Below are 15,876 nucleotides of genomic sequence, written 5' to 3'. Positions count from 1 at the left end.
TCAACCACCTCCTGATGGACTTTTCGACAGGTAGTCAATTCTACGTTATTCATATTTTTTAGCAATGTTCTGATCCGCTTCTCCGCGCGCTTTCCTTTAAACATCCAATATGCAGGTCGACGTTTAATGTTACCCACCTTTGGAAATGTCTGACGTGCGATATCAACAGGGTGGAAATAGAATACGGAATTACCACGCGAAAGACTTTGAGTAACTCCTGCCTCGACAATTCGGCGGCCAAACAATCTTATCAATGGCCCCCCGCAGTAGGCACTTTCCCAATTATTGAGTCAAAATATGGCCATGGGAATTCGACAAGTTCTCTATTTCCACCTGGGTCAAGTGATCCACTTTTTGGTGTGTATGGTTCTGTTTCAATACAGTCTAATGATTGGTCAGTCTTATTATATAATGAGTTTCGTGCTACGGATGAGTCGTATTTGAATCCGAGATCTTCAATGATGTCAAGTACCCATCCACTCACGTAAGCGTTAGGTGCCCGAAAACCGATGACGTCTTCTCCAGTTGCATCCTCGAGCTTCTGCTTCGCTATTGATATCTGGTCGCGATATTCTTCTTTTGTGAAACGTGGCTCTTTCGTATCAGGATCAATTGCACACTCGTGATGCAAACCATGGCAGCCAATTTCGTGACCTCGATTAGCAATTTCCTCTACTAAACCAGGATAATTATCAATAACGTCTGCAACAACAAAGAACGTCGCCTTAATTCCAAGTTCTTCAAAAAGGTCAAGAGTCCTGTGAGTTGGTTTAGTCAGGTAGTCGTACTCTTTATCCCATTTGTTGAAGAACTCGTGAACATCACTGTATTCCGAAAAAGAAGACCCCGTTACTGCCGGAACGTGGTACCAATCTTCGACGTCAACAGAGACAGCGAGCTTGTTCTCGTCAGTCATGGATCTGAACCTCCTTGCTTTCGTTCACCTGCATATCGAATAACATCGCGAACATCAGGAACAAACTCCCAGTCATAAAGAGCATCAGGCTGAGAGAACCACGAACGAAGAGAGAGTTATTCCAGGCAATTTTTGAATAAATCGACCAACCAAGGCCGAGGAGGCTAACAAATGTGGTCATTGCACCGAACACGTAAAATATCGCAAGCGGATGGAAATCCAATACTAGGTACTTCATTTTCAACCGCCAGAGGAAATTACCCAGCAACATCCGCGAGACCTTCCGAATGTACGACGAGTACTTGATACTTGACTCCTCGTCACCGTAAACCGCTGGCATCGCGACGTCAGCAATCTTCATGCCCTTCGCATTCAGTTTCACGAGGAGGTCGTTGCAGTACCCGTAGTACTCGTACATATCCTCAATTCCCACGTTGTCGAGAGCGTAGTAGGAAATCGCCGTGTAGCCGTTCTGTGGGTCCATCATCTTCCAGTACCCACTGGCGATCTTCGTGAGGAATGTCAGAATCGAGTTCCCGAAGAACCGCCATTTCGACATTCCCTCACGGTAATCTTTGTACAGAAGACGGTTCCCCTTCGTGTAGTCTGCATCGTCCTCCACGATTGGGTCTAAGAACCGATCCAGAATATCGGGGTCCATCTGCCCGTCGCCACCCATAACTGCGGTGATGTCTATCTCGTCTTCAAGTGCCCGTAGATAGCCCGTTTTCAGAGCACCGCCGACACCGCGATTCTCTTCGTGTTGGATCGGCACGACCCGATTGTCGAACGCAGCCCCTCCATCAGTGAGCGCTTCTACCGAATCCTCACGGAACTTGAACGTCTCTTCGTCGTCGAGCGGTCTGTTGACTTCCGCTGCGTGCTCTTGGATTTCATCCCACGTGCCGTCGGTCGAACAGTCGTCAATGACGTACATCCGGTCGACGTAGTGGGGCATCGTGTCGATGACTTCCCCCACGAACCCCTCTTCGTTGTACGCAGGGATGACGACTCCTATCGTATGTTCTCTATACATATCCACCTCCAATCGTGTAGACACGGTGGTCACTCCCGTCTAAGTCGAGGGTATCACGACCATCGATTACGACGAGTTGCCCCTCCGAGCGAGAAATCTCGTCCCACCGGATGTCGTCGAAGTCGTCGTGGTGCGTCACCATCACGACTGCATCGAACGACTGTTCGTAGATATCCTCGAGGTCCAGTTGTGTGAGGTCAAATGCAGACGTATCGTCTAGCATCGGGTCCACACCGTACATGTCCGCACCCCACTCCGAACCGATAGCAGCGATATCCAACGAAGGAGAGGCGCGAATCTCTTCGACACCGGGGCGATAAGTGAGACCAAGCAGAAGAATCGACGAGTCTTCGAACGCCATGCCCTCAGCGTCGAACTCCTCTCTAAGCTTGTCGATAGCGAACTGTGGCATCGAGTCGTTTACAGCGCGTGCTGTCTCAATGAGCGGTGTTTCCGTCTCGAACGGTTCGATGACGAAGTACGGATAGAACGGAATGCAGTGACCGCCGACACCTGGGCCAGGGTCGTGAATATTACAGAACGGCTGCGTATTCGCAACCTCGATGGCTTCGTTGACATCGATACCGAGTTCGTCAGTCATCGTCGCGAGCTCGTTCGCGAGCGCGATGTTGACGTCTCGGTACAGGCCTTCGAAGACTTTCACTGCCTCGGCGGTGGTCGTATCCGAGACCGGGAGCACTCCTTTCGAATTGATCTCTTCGTAAATGAGGGTCGCTGCGCGTGTGCTTTCGTTGTCAGCCCCACCGACGACTTTCGGATACGCGCCTCGAATATCTTCTAACGCTCGCCCACTCGAAGTTCGTTCCGGACAGAACGCGAGGCCGAACTCACCGAGTTCGAGACCGGATTTCGATTCGAGTGTGGAGCGAACTCGGTGTGCTGTGGTTTGTGGTGGGACCGTACATTCGATGATGACGAGGTCTCCACGTGACAGTCCAGTTGCGATATCCTCGACAACGGCGTCGAGAATGGCAAGGTCCGGTTCGTGTTCGTCGGTGATCGGGGTTGGGACGATTACCACGTGCACGTTCGCTCGTGCTGCAGCGTCTCGTGGCTCCGGCGTCGCAGTGAGTGATTCATCAGCCACGAGTTCTGAAACGAAAGCATCGAGTCCAGGTTCACGCTTCACATGGCATCCACCGCTGTTGATCGTCTCGACGACATCGGGGTCGACATCCGCTCCGGTGACGTTTCCAGTCGTCTCAGCATATACAGACGCAAGCGGAAGCCCCATCTTTCCGAGCCCATACACAGCCACAGGAATTTGACCATTGGTGAGGGCCTCGCGCTGCACAGGTTCTGGCCGTTCAGAACCGTACAGTTTGTCGGCTAATTTCGTACTCATTGTATCGGGTTGATTGTTTTCTTGTGTTCGGGCGCGTCGTTTTCGTCGATGGTCTGGGCGAGTTCCAGCGCGTTGAGCCCATCTTCGACCGTGACCACAGGTTCCGAACCGTTTGCAACGGCCCCGATGAACGATTCGAGTTCGTTCTTCAGTGGTTCGCCATGATTGACGGTTGGCCGTTCGATGATGCTCTCGTGACGGTATTTGATGTCACCACCGTTCTCGATATATTCCGGAACCGATCGGCGATGAATCTCAATAGATTGGTCCATGTAGTCGACCTCAACGAGACACTCTTCCGCAGTTACGACCAACCGTCTGACTTTTCGTTGAGTAAGCCGGCTCGCAGTCAGATTCGCGATCGTACCTGATTCGAACTGGAGCGTCGCAGTCGCGTGTCGGTTCTCTCGAACGCCAGCACTGTGGACTTCTTCGACGTCGCTATCGTCGAGTGAGAGGACGATGTCCAGGTCGTGAATCATCAGGTCCAGGACAGCGCTGTCGTCGATCTCTCGTCTCGGCGGTGGGCCGAGGCGTTCGGTTTTGATACTCAAGACGTTCAACCCGGAGAGCACGTCGGTCAGTGCCTGAATTGCCGGATTGAAGCGTTCGATGTGGCCGACCTGCACTGGAAGTCCAACCGTATCTCGAAGCGAGAGTAGTTCCTCACCCTGTCGTTGGTTTTCCACAACCGGTTTTTCGATCAACGGCGCAACACCTGCAGACAGGCACTGCTTTGCTGTGTCGAGGTGATACTGCGTTGGAACGACGACTGAGACGGCGTCAACCCGGTCGAGCAGGTCGTCCATCGGAAGCGCTTCTGTTCCGTGTTTTTGTGCGACTTCCCGTGCTTGTTCTGTGTCGACGTCGGAGACACCGACGAGAGTAGCACTTGGGAGTTCACTGTACACACGTGCGTGATGTCGGCCCATTGAACCAACACCAATTACTCCAACGTTGAGTGGGGTATCGTTGTTACTCATAGTCTTGAATCACCTCGATGATGTGGTCGAGATTACCCTCGGAGAGTGTGGGATGAACGGGGAGTGAGAGCACCTCACTTGCAACCTGTTCACCGACCGGTGCGTCGTGGTCGATGTCGTCGTAGACGGGTTGTTCGTGCATGCAAGTCGGATAGTAGACACCCGAACCAACGTCGTGGTCTTCGAGATACGACCGAAGGTCGTCCCGGTCCTCAGTCCGAATCGTATACTGGTGATAGACGTGAGTCCGGTCCTCTGGTTCGAATGGGAGTGTGAGAGACGTAGACGACAGCCCTTCTGTGAGTGTCTCGGCGTTTGCTCGACGAGCCTCAATATATTCAGGGAGTCGTTCAAGTTGTACGCGGCCGATTGCCGCACTCATACTGGTCATGCGGAAGTTGTGGCCGACTTCGGAGTGGCCATACTTTGCCGTACGGCCGTGGTTGATGAATCGCTGGGCCTTGTCGTCGACTTCGTCGTTGCTGGTCGTAATCATTCCGCCCTCTCCAGTTGTCATATTCTTCGTAGGGTAGAACGAGAAACAGGCAGCGTCTCCGAACGACCCGACTTTGTCACCCTCGAACGTCGCACCGTGTGCTTGAGCAGCGTCTTCGATGAGTGGGATGTCGTACTCCAAAGCTAATTCAGACAATCGCGTTAGGTCGCATGGTAGTCCGTAGAGGTGGACAGCCAGAATGGCATCAATTTCGTCCCCCTGTTCACGAAGGACTTCCTCGACAACTTCTGGATCGAGATTATACGTTGCAGCATCGACATCTGCAAAGACAGGATCTGCCCCCGTGAGACGAATCGCGTTCGCTGTGGCGATAAACGAGAACGGTGTTGTGAGAACTCGGTCCCCTGCCCCAATTCCAACTGCTTTGAGAGCAGCATGGAGTGCGGTCGTCCCGTTCGATGTCGCGACAGCATGTTCGGTACCGCAGTACGACGCGAATTCGTCTTCGAAGGAACGAACTTCGGGGCCGTCAGCGAGCATCCCACTGTCCATCACCTCGACAACACGGTCCTTTTCGGCTTGTCCCATCTCGGGGTTTGCAATTGGAATCATCGGATTTGATTAGGGGTGTCTAATTCTGGTGGCAGTTGTTTGTGCACCGCAGGCACACCGATTGCTAGGGTGTTCGGTGGAACGTCGGTCGTCACAACTGCCCCAGCTGCGACGAACGAGCCCTCTCCAATCGTGACATCAGGAAGAATCGTCGCATTCCCGCCAATCGAGACGTTATCTTCGATTGTCGGTCCGACGAGGTCGACATCTGCTCGTATCGGTAACGGGTCGTTCGTGAGGACGGCATGAGGGCCGATAAACACGTCATCTCCAATCGTCGTGTGAGACGGGATGTACACGCCCGTCTGTAAACTCACACCCGACCCGATCGAGGTCCGGCCGTCAATCACGGTATTCGTACCGACCAAGACGTCGTCCCCGATCTCTGTGAGCTCCCGAATGACGGCGTTGTGTCCGGTGTTGAATCGGTTGCCGATTGCGACGTCGTCGTACACAATCGTGCCTGTGCGAATCGTTGCCTCGTCACCGATTACGGGAGGTTGAGTATCCGAGTCGTACCAATGGCCAACTGTCGCGCCAGACGCGATGTCACACCCTTCCCCAAGAGAAACTGAACTCGCCATCCTATTACGTAGTGCTGAATTTCTTGATTCTAGAACGGTTCACGTTATCTCGAACCTATACATCATCTGTAAAAAGAATATCGTCTCATTCAGACATCACCGCTAATCACACTCCATTCGTGTAAATGTCCACTGAGCATGCAAAAATACATCATGGTACAACCGGCAAGTCAGAATAACGTGGCAGCACCAACAGAGCCCAGAACAGTTCAGCGGAGAAACTTGGAAATGACTGTACCTTCCCAGGGAAGAGGAACACGAAAATGAAAGCCATCGTCCTCGCTGCCGGTGAAGGGACCCGTCTCCATCCACTCACAAAAGCACGACCGAAGGGAATGCTTCCAATCGGTGACAAACCGCTCTTAGCGCACATCATCAACTCCATAGAAGCAGCCGGAATCGACGAGGTCGTCCTTGTCGTCGGCCACAAACGCGAACGAGTCCAAAGCCACTTTCAAAACGGCGACGACTGGGGCGTCGATATCGAATACGTCGTCCAAGAGAATCCCCGTGGCACGGGAGACGCTCTCCTTGAAGCGGAACACAACATCGGTGGCGATTGCCTCGTAATCAACGGCGACCGAATCGTCGAACCAGAACTCCTTGAGGAGCTTATCCACCGCTATCGGTCGACGAACGAAGCGTGCATGGCAATCACCGAGGTCGACGACCCGACCGCCTACGGTGCAGTTGCAGTCAAAGCACGCCGAGTCGTCGATATCCAAGAAAAACCAGAACCTCACGAAGTCACATCGAGCCTCGTCAACGCAGGCGTCTACGCCTTCGGCCCAGAAATCTTCTCGGCCATTCGCCAAACCGACCATTACGGCGAACTCAAACTCACCGACACACTCAGGGAGTACATTCAAAATCACGCACTCCACGCCGTCCACTATGATGGGATGTGGCTCGAGCTCTCTCGTCCGTGGGACCTCCTTTCGGTTAACGATGGAGTGTTGTCAGGAACGAGTTCGGCGGTCGCCGATTCTGCAAGTATTAGCGAAGACGCAACACTCGGTACCCCCGTCGTCGTCGGTGACCACTCACATATCCAACCTGGCGCACGTCTCTTCCACGACGTAGTCATCGGAGACAACGTCACCATCGGTGCGAACGCCGTCGTCACCAATGCGGTCATCCTCGAAGACACAATCGTCAAACCGGGGGCAGTCATCACCGATTGCATTGTCGGTGCGGGCTCAGAAATTGGACCGCTGAATTCAATCGAGGGGGGCCGAACTGACGTTCGAGTCGACGACGAACTGTACACGGACATCAAATTTGGCGGCTTCATCGGAGACAACGTCACAATCGGTGGGAACGTGACGGTCGAAGCGGGAACTATCATCGGCAATGGCGTCCACGTCGAGAGCGGGTCGACACTCTCCGGTCGAGTTCCGGGAGATGCACACGTCTTCCGAGGCTGAAACAGGTGGTACATCCATATCTACGTTATAACACTCATCTTATAATTCGCAAATGAATATTCACGTCTAAATTAGTCGGTGCAATAACACTAAATACCCCTATTCTTTATTTCTAGTATCTGCAGACCAAGTGGTATGTACCATCGGAAGCAGTCATGAGGGAGCCTACACTACTATGTGCGGAATAACGGGATACATTGGCAGGGGAGAAAGCGCATCCATTCTCTCTACAGGATTGAAGAACCTAGAGTACCGCGGGTACGATTCGGCAGGAATTGCGCTGGTCGGTGACCAGGTGGACGTACACAAACAAGAGGGGACGATCGACGGATTGACGATTCCAACCGGGACTGAGGCGTCTCACGGAATCGGCCATACACGGTGGTCGACTCACGGTGAGCCGACCGACGAGAACGCTCATCCACACACAGACTGTCGTGAAGACGTTGCAGTCGTCCACAACGGTATTATCTCGAACTATACAGAGTTAAAAGAGGAACTCAGTGGCCACATCTTCGAGAGCGAGACGGACACCGAAGTCATTCCACACCTCATCGAAGAAGAAATCGCCCGTGGCGCAGACCTTCGCGCAGCGGTCACGCGCGTCCTCGACAAACTCGAAGGCAGCTTCGCAATCGCGGCAACTCACGTCGATAACGAGGGTATCGTCGCAGCACGCCAAGACAGCCCACTCGTCATCGGTCACGGTGAAGATGGGATGTACCTCGGAAGCGACGTGACCGCATTTGTCGAATACACACGCCGGGTGTCGTACCTCGAAGACGGAGACGTTGCCCACCTGAGTGCTGACGGCATCTCCATCTTCAATGACGGCGAGCGCGTCGAACGCGAAATCCAGACGGTCGACTGGGATGCGTCGGCAGCCGGAAAAGCCGGTCACAACCACTACATGCACAAGGAGATCCACGAGCAACCATACGCACTCCGACAAGCAATCTCCGGTCGCATCGACGAACTCTCAGGGAATGCGTCGCTCAACATCGAACTCGACGACGAGTTCCTCCGAGACATCGACGAAATACAAATCGTCGCCTGCGGAACCTCCTATCACGCAGGCTTGTACGCGAAAGAACTCATCGAACCGCTCATCGACGTCACCGTCCGTGTCGACATCGCGAGCGAGTACGAAGTGTACGACGGTCACGATACCCAAAACACCCTCGTCGTCGCAGTCACACAAAGCGGTGAAACGGCAGACACGCTCTCTGCAATCCGTCGTGCAAAGGCACCTGGGATGACGACGTTCGCCGTAACCAACACGGTTGGAAGCACCATCACCCGCGAAGTCGACGATTCGCTGTTCATCAAAGCCGGCCCCGAAATCGGTGTTGCAGCGACGAAGACCTTCGTCTCGCAGGTGACGGCACTCACGCTGTTCGCGACCTATCTCGGCCGAACCCGTGGCACACTCTCCGCAGGCGATGGTGCAGACATTCTCAAGAACATCCGCCGTCTCCCGAACGCCGTCCAATCAGTCCTCGACGCCGAACCCGAGATCAAATGTCTCGCAGAGCAGTACGTTGACAGTGACGCATTCTTCTTCATTGGACGTGGACTTGCACAGCCTGTTGCCCTTGAGAGTGCACTCAAGCTCAAGGAGATTTCCTATACCCACGCGGAGGGCTTCGCTGCTGGCGAACTCAAGCACGGCCCACTCGCGCTCGTCACCGAGAACACGCCTGTACTCGCCTTCCTCAACGAGAGTGCGTCGCCCAAAGAGACGTTCAACAACGTCAAAGAAGTCGAGTCACGTGGCGCACCAGTCATCGGGCTCACCACAAAGGGCAACTCGGGGTCCTTCTGCAAGCACACAATCGAGATTCCGAACCTCGGGCGACTCGAACCACTCGTCGCCAATATCGCGACGCAGTTATTCGCCTACCACGTTGCGAACGAGATGGGTCGCCCCATCGACAAACCAAGGAACCTCGCGAAGTCCGTGACGGTCGAATAACTGACGTCGGTACTGTTGAATCGGTTCGTTTTCGGGAACGTTTATTCACCCAAGTTAGGTACTGGCGAGTAATGCAACAGACACCAGTTCGACGCCTCATTGGCATCATCGTCCTACTGGGGTGTCTACTGGGACTTATAATGTGGTTCGGGTCACTTGCACCGAATCCTGCAGTGGGTGCGTATCCAAGTTCGACCGAGATGGGGACAGAGTACGATGCATGGGTAGGTGAGCAAGCCAGCCTCGCCGGGACGGTTGTTGAGACTGATCCGGTCACGATCACCGACGAGTACAGGGCTGGTGAGCACGTCACTCTCCAAGTTGTCGGCGCGGACGTCGACGCACAGCAAGGAGACAGACTCGCAGTGTTCGGTGTCGTCGAAGAAGACCACACGATTCGCGCCTTGAACGCCTACACAGTTCCGCCCTCGAACTACCTGTACATGTACGCTGTCTCCTTCGTCGCCGGCGTATGGGTACTCGGAAGACTCGTTCGAACGTGGCGTCTCGATTGGGCGAGTTGGTCGTTGGAGCCACGTTCAACACCTCTCAGGTTGAGCAACATCAGTGTCTGGAGCCAGGAGACGGAGGAGCCCGATGCCTGATCTGCTTTCACACGCGCTCTTGGCTTACAGCCTCGCCATGGTTGCGTCGTGGCGTTACGAGTGGATCACACAACCCTACGTGACGGTGGCGATGGCCGGTGCGTTCATTCCAGATATGGCGAAGGCTGAGCTGGTTCTCTCAAGCGCTCGAATCGAGCAACTTCTCGGGGTCCCATTCGACTGGTTCGGTCTACACACCACTGGTGCAGTCATCTGCTCAGTTCTCATTGGCGTCCTCTTAGTCCACGCAAAGGAACGAAAACAGGTCTTCTTCCTTCTTTCACTAGGCGCTTCGTCGCACCTCATCGCAGACGCGTTCTTACTGAAACCCACTGGAGTATCGTATCCACTCCTCTGGCCACTCACGAGAATCTACCCGCCAACACCGGGCCTGTACCTGAGTACGGACGTCGGACCAGCAATCGTCCTTGGTACAATTGCCCTCCTCGTATACGGTGTGACCCGATACCAAGGGGAGCCATATGAATCATGAAATGCGATCGAGAACCGATCTCTCACACAGTGCGGAAAGTGAGATAGGTAACAAGAACTATACAAGATAACTCCACAGATGCTAACATGAAAGCAGTCGTCTTAGCAGGAGGCAAAGGAACTCGTCTTCGCCCACTCACAGAAGACAAACCGAAGGGAATGGTCGAGGTCAACGACAAACCAATCCTTACACACTGTTTCGAGCAACTCGCCAAACTCGGTGCTGACGAACTCGTCGTCGTTGTCGGCTACCTCAAAGAACGAATCATCGAACACTACGGTGACGAATTCCAGGGGATGCCAATCACGTATGCTCACCAGCGAGAGCAGAAGGGACTCGCCCATGCACTCCTCACCGTCGAAGAGCACATCAATGACGACTTCATGCTCATGCTTGGCGACAACATCTTCAACGCTAATCTCAGTGACGTCGTTAATCGGCAACAGGAACAGCGCGCCGATGCAGCGTTCCTCGTCGAAGAAGTCCCCTGGGAAGAAGCAAGCCGGTACGGAGTCTGTGATACCAACAAATATGGAGAGATCACCGACGTCGTTGAGAAGCCAGATGATCCGCCATCGAACCTCGTGATGACTGGCTTCTATACGTTCTCCCCGGAGATTTTCCACGCGTGCCATCTCGTGCAGCCGTCGAATCGTAATGAGTACGAAATAAGCGAAGCTATCGACCTGCTTATCCACAGTGGACGGACAATCGACGCAATTGGTATTGATGGCTGGCGGTTGGATATCGGGTACCCTGAAGACAGAGACGAGGCCGAAAAACGTCTCAGTGACGAACCGCTTGCAGAAGCGAAGTAAGCAGCACTGAACAGAATTCGGGTTCCATTGGAGGCTCGTGTCGAACGTTTTGTCCCATCTTCTTCGGGCATTTCATATGACCTACGTTAGACAATTGTTGCAATGAATATCTCTGTCATCGGGAGTGGGTATGTGGGAACAACGATTGCAGCCTGTTTTGCTGACCTCGGCCACAACGTCGTCAACGTGGACATCGACACCGGAATTGTAGATGCAATCAACCGTGGTGAACCACCTGTTCACGAAGATGGACTACCAGAACTCATCGCAATGCATGCAGGGGAAGATGGAACTGGCAGACTTCGAGCGACCACGGACTATTCCGCGGTTCTCGATACAGATGTGACGTTCCTCTGCTTGCCTACCCCACAAAAGTCCGATGGTGGAATTGACCTCTCCATAATGGAGGCCGGTGCGAAACAACTTGGTGAGACACTCGCCCAAAAATCAGGATGGCACACTGTCGTCGTCAAGAGTACCGTCGTTCCGGGGACGACGGAGGAAGTCATCACACCGATTATTGAAGAAGCAAGTGGCACAACCGAAGGCGAATTGCTCGGAATAGGCATGAACCCAGAGTTCCTCCGCGAAGGGACCGCAGTTCACGACTTCCGTCACCCAGAAAAGGTAGTCCTTGGTGCGGATAATGAACGCACACTCGAAGACATGCACGACGTGTTTACGCCGCTCATCGCCGACGCAGACCCACACATCGTCGAAACGAACACCCGAACAGCAGAGATGATTAAATACGCCAACAACGGATTCTTGGCGACGAAGGTTTCGCTCATTAACGACATCGGAAACGTCTGCAAAGAGTTCGGTGTCGACGCGTATGAGGTTGCAGAGGCAATCGGTCTCGATGATCGAATTGGAGAACAATTCCTACGGAGTGGACTTGGATGGGGAGGAAGTTGCTTCCCCAAAGACACCAATGCGATCATTCACGCGGCGAAAGAACAGGGCTACACGCCAGCTGTCCTCGAAGCAGCAGTCGAAGTAAACGACTCCCAGCCAGAACGTCTACTCTCCCTCTTAGATGATCACACGGACGTGAGTGGGCAGAAGGTTGCCGTTCTTGGACTTGCATTCAAACCTGGAACCGACGACATTCGGAACTCGCGTGCGATTCCTGTCATCGAAGGGCTGCGTGAACGCGGGGCATCCGTTACAGCGTACGACCCCGTCGCGGCTGAAAACATGGAAGCACGATTCCCCGAAATCGACTATGCGGACTCTGCGGCTGATGCACTTGCCGATGCATCTGCGTGTGTCGTCTGTACAGATTGGGATGAATTCGCCGTGCTCGACGATGAGTTCGAGGAAATGAAAACGCAGGTTGTGGTCGATGGCCGTCGCGTAATCGAACCACGTGAGGCGATGACCTACGAAGGCCTTACCTGGTAGTCAAGAAGCCAGAATTCTGTTTGGCTGGATTTAACACAACACAGTCGGTGAAATATTGTGTTCGATCCTCGTACCGTTCTCCTTGTCCCTGAGTTAACGCGGCCCTGTGTCTTTGTCCTGTTCGCGGTTGACACTGTCTATTATCTCTTTTGCAGACGCCTTCCAGTTGATGCCCACATAGGTGTCATATACCCAACTCAGACCACCCAAGTGAATTCACCCACCAAGCTAGGACTGTATCTGCGTACCACCATCGAAGCAGCTACCGCCCTTGGCGCAATTCACTTGTTATGAAGGAGGAAATCAATTCAAGGTACACTTTCATGTGAATGTTTAAATACGGAAACAGAGCCAAACCCTGATGTGGCCGGGATAATTCGCACCGTGAAAGTGAAGCTCGACGTGCCCACCGAGCGGTGCGATGACCTCCATCAAACCAAAGACCAATTCCTTCACTGCGCTAATAGAACAGCCGACTGGGCGTGGAGACATCCAAACGGCTACTGCGTAACCTCATACCTGGACGCTCACAGCGCACTCTATCAACCACTTCGTGAGGAAACAGAGCTCGTTGCAAATCTCGTCCAGAAAGGAATTCAGCGTGGTATCGAGGCCACGAAAAGCGGTGTTGTGCGACTCAAGAAAGGTGACAAGGCAAGTCAGCCACATTTCAGAGCGTGGAGTATCGTTTACGACAAGCGTTCTGCGACGTTCCACCGAGATTACGTTTCGCTCGCCACAGTTAACGGTCGGGTCGAGTGTGACTATGTAATCCCAAAAGAACCAGACGGCACTCCCATTGGGAAGTACTTGCTGAACGAAGACTTCGAGTTTCGCATGTCCACGTTGCAGTACGACAAGTCTACAGAATCGTTCTATCTTCACGCGAGAATGATGCGAGCTACCGACGAAATAGAGTCGGCCATGGCTCAGTCTACCGATACCAAGCACCAAACAGTCCTTGGCGTTGATCTGAACGTAGACGGGTCTCTCGCTGTAACCTCAACGGGTGTGTTCATCGGGAACGCTGACGAGATGAACCATCGTCAGCGCGAGTTCGAGAAGACTCGTAGCTCAATGCATCAGACCGGAACGCGGTCTGCACACTTGACGATTCAGTCGATGAGCAACCGCGAACACCGCTGGATGCAGGACGAGCTGCACCGCACCTCGAATCAAATTCTCGAAGAAGCCGCCACTTACGATTGTACCCACATCGCGTTCGAGAATCTAACTGACATTCGTAAGCGGATGGGCGGTATGAAGCGATTTCATGCATGGGCGTTCCGTCGTCTGTATCAGTATGTTACGTTCAAAGCAGAGGTCTTGGACGTCGAGGTTAGACAGATCAACCCAGTATACACGAGTCAACGCTGTTCGAAGTGTGGGTTTACACACAAGTCGAATCGACAGTCAAAACACCAGTTCGTGTGCCAGAAGTGCAGATACGAACTGAATGCAGATTACAATGCGAGCAAAAACATCGCTCATAACCTCGTGAAAGAACTCCAGTCGGGGCAAAAGTCTTCGAGTGGAGGCGCACCAAGTCAGTGTGCGCTAGCGTCAGGGACGCTGAACCTGAACGGCGAGTTCAACGCCTTCTCCGTCGCGGAGATAGAAGGGGAGTCCACTGACAAGCCTGCGAAGTGATTTGTAAGCTACTGACACGAAATGTACTCTCTCACTCCAGTCGGATTACCTACTCCAGATACGGTTCGCACACGCGCTGGACGCCTTCTTCGAACGTAATCTCGGGCTCCCACCCAGTCGCCTCGTGTATCTTCGAGTAATCCGCCTTCGTGTCGTGGACGTACACCTCGAACGGGTTCTCGATGTACACTGGTTCGACGTTCGTCCCGAGAACCTCGTTAATCATGCCAACCATCTCGTTGAAGTCATAGCTCTCGCCCGTTCCGAGGTTATACACGCCTTGCAGTCGTTCGTCAGCGGCCATCTCTAAACCACGTACGATATCGTCGACGTGAGTGAAGTCACGCGTCTGCGACCCATCGCCGAACAGTTCGGGCGACTCACCGTTTGCAATCTGATCTGCGAATTGCGCGACCGTATTAGCAAATTCGCCTTTGTGCTCTTCGGCCCCGCCGAATCCTTGATACACTGAAAAGAAGCGCATCCCGGCCAACTGCATATCGTAGTGGTGGTGGAAGTACTCGGCATATCGCTCTCGAGCTAACTTCGACGCCTCGTAGCCCGTGCGGGACTCGACCGGCATGTCTTCCGGAGAGGGTTCGGTCTGCGACCCGTAGATAGAGGACGTCGTTGCGTACACCACGGTGTCACACCCGTCGTTCCGTGCTTGTTCGACGGTGTTGACAAACCCCTCGATGTTCACACGAGCACCTTTCGTCGGGTCTTCCTCGTGCATCTTGTACGACGACAGCGCTGCGAGGTGGAACACGACGTCCACATCCTCAGTCGGCAGATCGTCGTCGAGGACACTCTTGTCATGGAAATCCACGGATTCGTTGAGGTTCTCGGGCGTTCCGAGATACAGATCGTCGAGGGCGACAACCTCGTTGTCTTCTGCGAGCGAGTTGGCGAGATTCGAACCGATGAACCCGGCCCCACCGGTGACGAGGACACGTTTTCCTTCCATATCTCGAACCACTCACGAAGTGACAAATATGTGCCGAAGAGGGTGTCAAATCATCCCTGAAGATAATAGCCTGTCAAACAACTACGGTTTTCGTAACAGACACCGTGGTGGTCGCGTATTGCTGGCTCGGCCGAACGTCAGGGGAATCGAATTTATACTCGAGAACCGGACACAATCAACAGATCAAAACAGAAAGGACCACATCGAAGATACCTCACCTGCCGAAAAGAGTGTCATCCACTCTTGTAATAGAATAAAATCAGACCAAGATTACTCTCTTTCACGGGGATCAGTTACCAACTCGTAGAGGCCGCCACGATTCAGCTGCTTAATCCAGCCAGCGTTTGTCAGATTCCGGAGTGCATATTCGACCTGGCCCTTGTCGAGGTCTGAATGTTCTCGAAGATACAATGGGTTAACTCGTCCCCATGGATTGCCAGAATCCTGTCCTTGCTTGAACAAATCGAGAATAACATCCTCCCGCTCGTTTGGTTCGTATTTTTCGTTGACCATCTGTTGTGTGTGCGTTCCCCCTTCCCAGACATAATATTCAGCCATTCGCAGAGACGTTTGCTTAGCA

Annotated in this window: 15 protein-coding genes; 7 read left to right on the top strand and 8 right to left on the bottom strand. The window is 53.4% G+C overall.

Annotated features, from left to right (window positions below):
- Positions 1 to 250: 250 nt before the first annotated feature.
- Genes GJR99_RS12025 through GJR99_RS12000 form a run of 6 tightly spaced genes read right to left on the bottom strand, consistent with a single transcriptional unit; the run spans position 251 to position 5,954 of the window.
- The gene (locus tag GJR99_RS12025; protein WP_225317630.1) at positions 251 to 916 is read right to left on the bottom strand and encodes a polysaccharide deacetylase family protein; all 666 of its coding nucleotides are present in this window, start codon (positions 914 to 916) and stop codon (positions 251 to 253) included.
- Positions 909 to 1,952, bottom strand: a complete 1,044-nt coding sequence (locus GJR99_RS12020; RefSeq protein WP_151112462.1) for a glycosyltransferase family 2 protein — start codon at positions 1,950 to 1,952, stop codon at positions 909 to 911. The genes GJR99_RS12025 and GJR99_RS12020 overlap by 8 nt, the downstream gene beginning before the upstream one ends.
- Entirely contained in the window at positions 1,945 to 3,318 is a 1,374-nt protein-coding gene (locus GJR99_RS12015) for a nucleotide sugar dehydrogenase (protein ID WP_151112460.1), read from the bottom strand. Before GJR99_RS12015 ends, GJR99_RS12020 begins: the two co-directional genes overlap by 8 nt.
- A complete protein-coding gene (locus GJR99_RS12010) occupies positions 3,315 to 4,301 on the bottom strand; it encodes a Gfo/Idh/MocA family protein (protein ID WP_151112458.1) in 987 nt (328 codons plus the stop codon). The genes GJR99_RS12015 and GJR99_RS12010 overlap by 4 nt, the downstream gene beginning before the upstream one ends.
- Entirely contained in the window at positions 4,294 to 5,370 is a 1,077-nt protein-coding gene (locus GJR99_RS12005) for a DegT/DnrJ/EryC1/StrS family aminotransferase (protein ID WP_151112456.1), read from the bottom strand. The genes GJR99_RS12010 and GJR99_RS12005 overlap by 8 nt, the downstream gene beginning before the upstream one ends.
- Positions 5,367 to 5,954, bottom strand: a complete 588-nt coding sequence (locus GJR99_RS12000) for an acyltransferase (protein WP_151112454.1) — start codon at positions 5,952 to 5,954, stop codon at positions 5,367 to 5,369. Before GJR99_RS12000 ends, GJR99_RS12005 begins: the two co-directional genes overlap by 4 nt.
- A 263-nt stretch (positions 5,955 to 6,217) precedes the next feature.
- Here GJR99_RS12000 and GJR99_RS11995 point away from each other — a divergent pair, with 263 nt between their 5' ends.
- The 7 genes from GJR99_RS11995 to GJR99_RS11965 all read left to right on the top strand — a co-directional run bounded on the left by GJR99_RS11995 (position 6,218) and on the right by GJR99_RS11965 (position 14,329).
- A complete protein-coding gene (locus GJR99_RS11995; RefSeq protein ID WP_151112452.1) occupies positions 6,218 to 7,381 on the top strand; it encodes a sugar phosphate nucleotidyltransferase in 1,164 nt (387 codons plus the stop codon).
- Between the two features lie 175 nt (positions 7,382 to 7,556).
- Positions 7,557 to 9,356, top strand: coding sequence for a glutamine--fructose-6-phosphate transaminase (isomerizing) (glmS, locus tag GJR99_RS11990; RefSeq protein ID WP_151112450.1), 1,800 nt, complete (start codon positions 7,557 to 7,559; stop codon positions 9,354 to 9,356).
- A gap of 71 nt (positions 9,357 to 9,427) precedes the next feature.
- Positions 9,428 to 9,961: a hypothetical protein gene (locus GJR99_RS11985; RefSeq protein ID WP_225317629.1), complete on the top strand. Its 534-nt coding sequence runs from the start codon at positions 9,428 to 9,430 to the stop codon at positions 9,959 to 9,961.
- Positions 9,954 to 10,454, top strand: coding sequence for a metal-dependent hydrolase (locus tag GJR99_RS11980; RefSeq protein WP_151112448.1), 501 nt, complete (start codon positions 9,954 to 9,956; stop codon positions 10,452 to 10,454). Before GJR99_RS11985 ends, GJR99_RS11980 begins: the two co-directional genes overlap by 8 nt.
- Positions 10,455 to 10,540: 86 nt before the next feature.
- Positions 10,541 to 11,272 carry a UTP--glucose-1-phosphate uridylyltransferase AglF gene (gene aglF / locus GJR99_RS11975; protein WP_151112446.1) on the top strand — a complete coding sequence of 244 codons (732 nt, stop codon included), beginning with the start codon at positions 10,541 to 10,543 and terminating at the stop codon, positions 11,270 to 11,272.
- Between the two features lie 102 nt (positions 11,273 to 11,374).
- Complete coding sequence (gene aglM, locus GJR99_RS11970; RefSeq protein WP_151112443.1) at positions 11,375 to 12,679, top strand: UDP-glucose 6-dehydrogenase AglM; 1,305 nt, start codon at positions 11,375 to 11,377, stop codon at positions 12,677 to 12,679.
- A gap of 363 nt (positions 12,680 to 13,042) precedes the next feature.
- On the top strand, positions 13,043 to 14,329 hold the full coding sequence (locus tag GJR99_RS11965; protein ID WP_151112441.1) for an RNA-guided endonuclease InsQ/TnpB family protein: 1,287 nt from the start codon (positions 13,043 to 13,045) through the stop codon (positions 14,327 to 14,329).
- A 49-nt stretch (positions 14,330 to 14,378) separates the two neighbouring features.
- Here the strand turns inward: GJR99_RS11965 and GJR99_RS11960 are convergent, their stop codons facing one another.
- Together GJR99_RS11960 and GJR99_RS11955 are read right to left on the bottom strand one after the other, a co-directional pair.
- Positions 14,379 to 15,296, bottom strand: a complete 918-nt coding sequence (locus GJR99_RS11960) for an NAD-dependent epimerase/dehydratase family protein (RefSeq protein WP_151112439.1) — start codon at positions 15,294 to 15,296, stop codon at positions 14,379 to 14,381.
- A 270-nt stretch (positions 15,297 to 15,566) separates the two neighbouring features.
- A complete protein-coding gene (locus tag GJR99_RS11955; RefSeq protein WP_151113954.1) occupies positions 15,567 to 15,809 on the bottom strand; it encodes a MarR family transcriptional regulator in 243 nt (80 codons plus the stop codon).
- Between the last annotated feature and the right edge of the window lie 67 nt (positions 15,810 to 15,876).

The organism is Haloferax marinum, from assembly GCF_009674625.1.
Lineage (GTDB): Archaea > Halobacteriota > Halobacteria > Halobacteriales > Haloferacaceae > Haloferax > Haloferax marinum.
The sequence above is the reverse complement of the archived record's forward strand: the minus strand, read 5'-3'. Positions and strand labels throughout refer to the sequence as shown.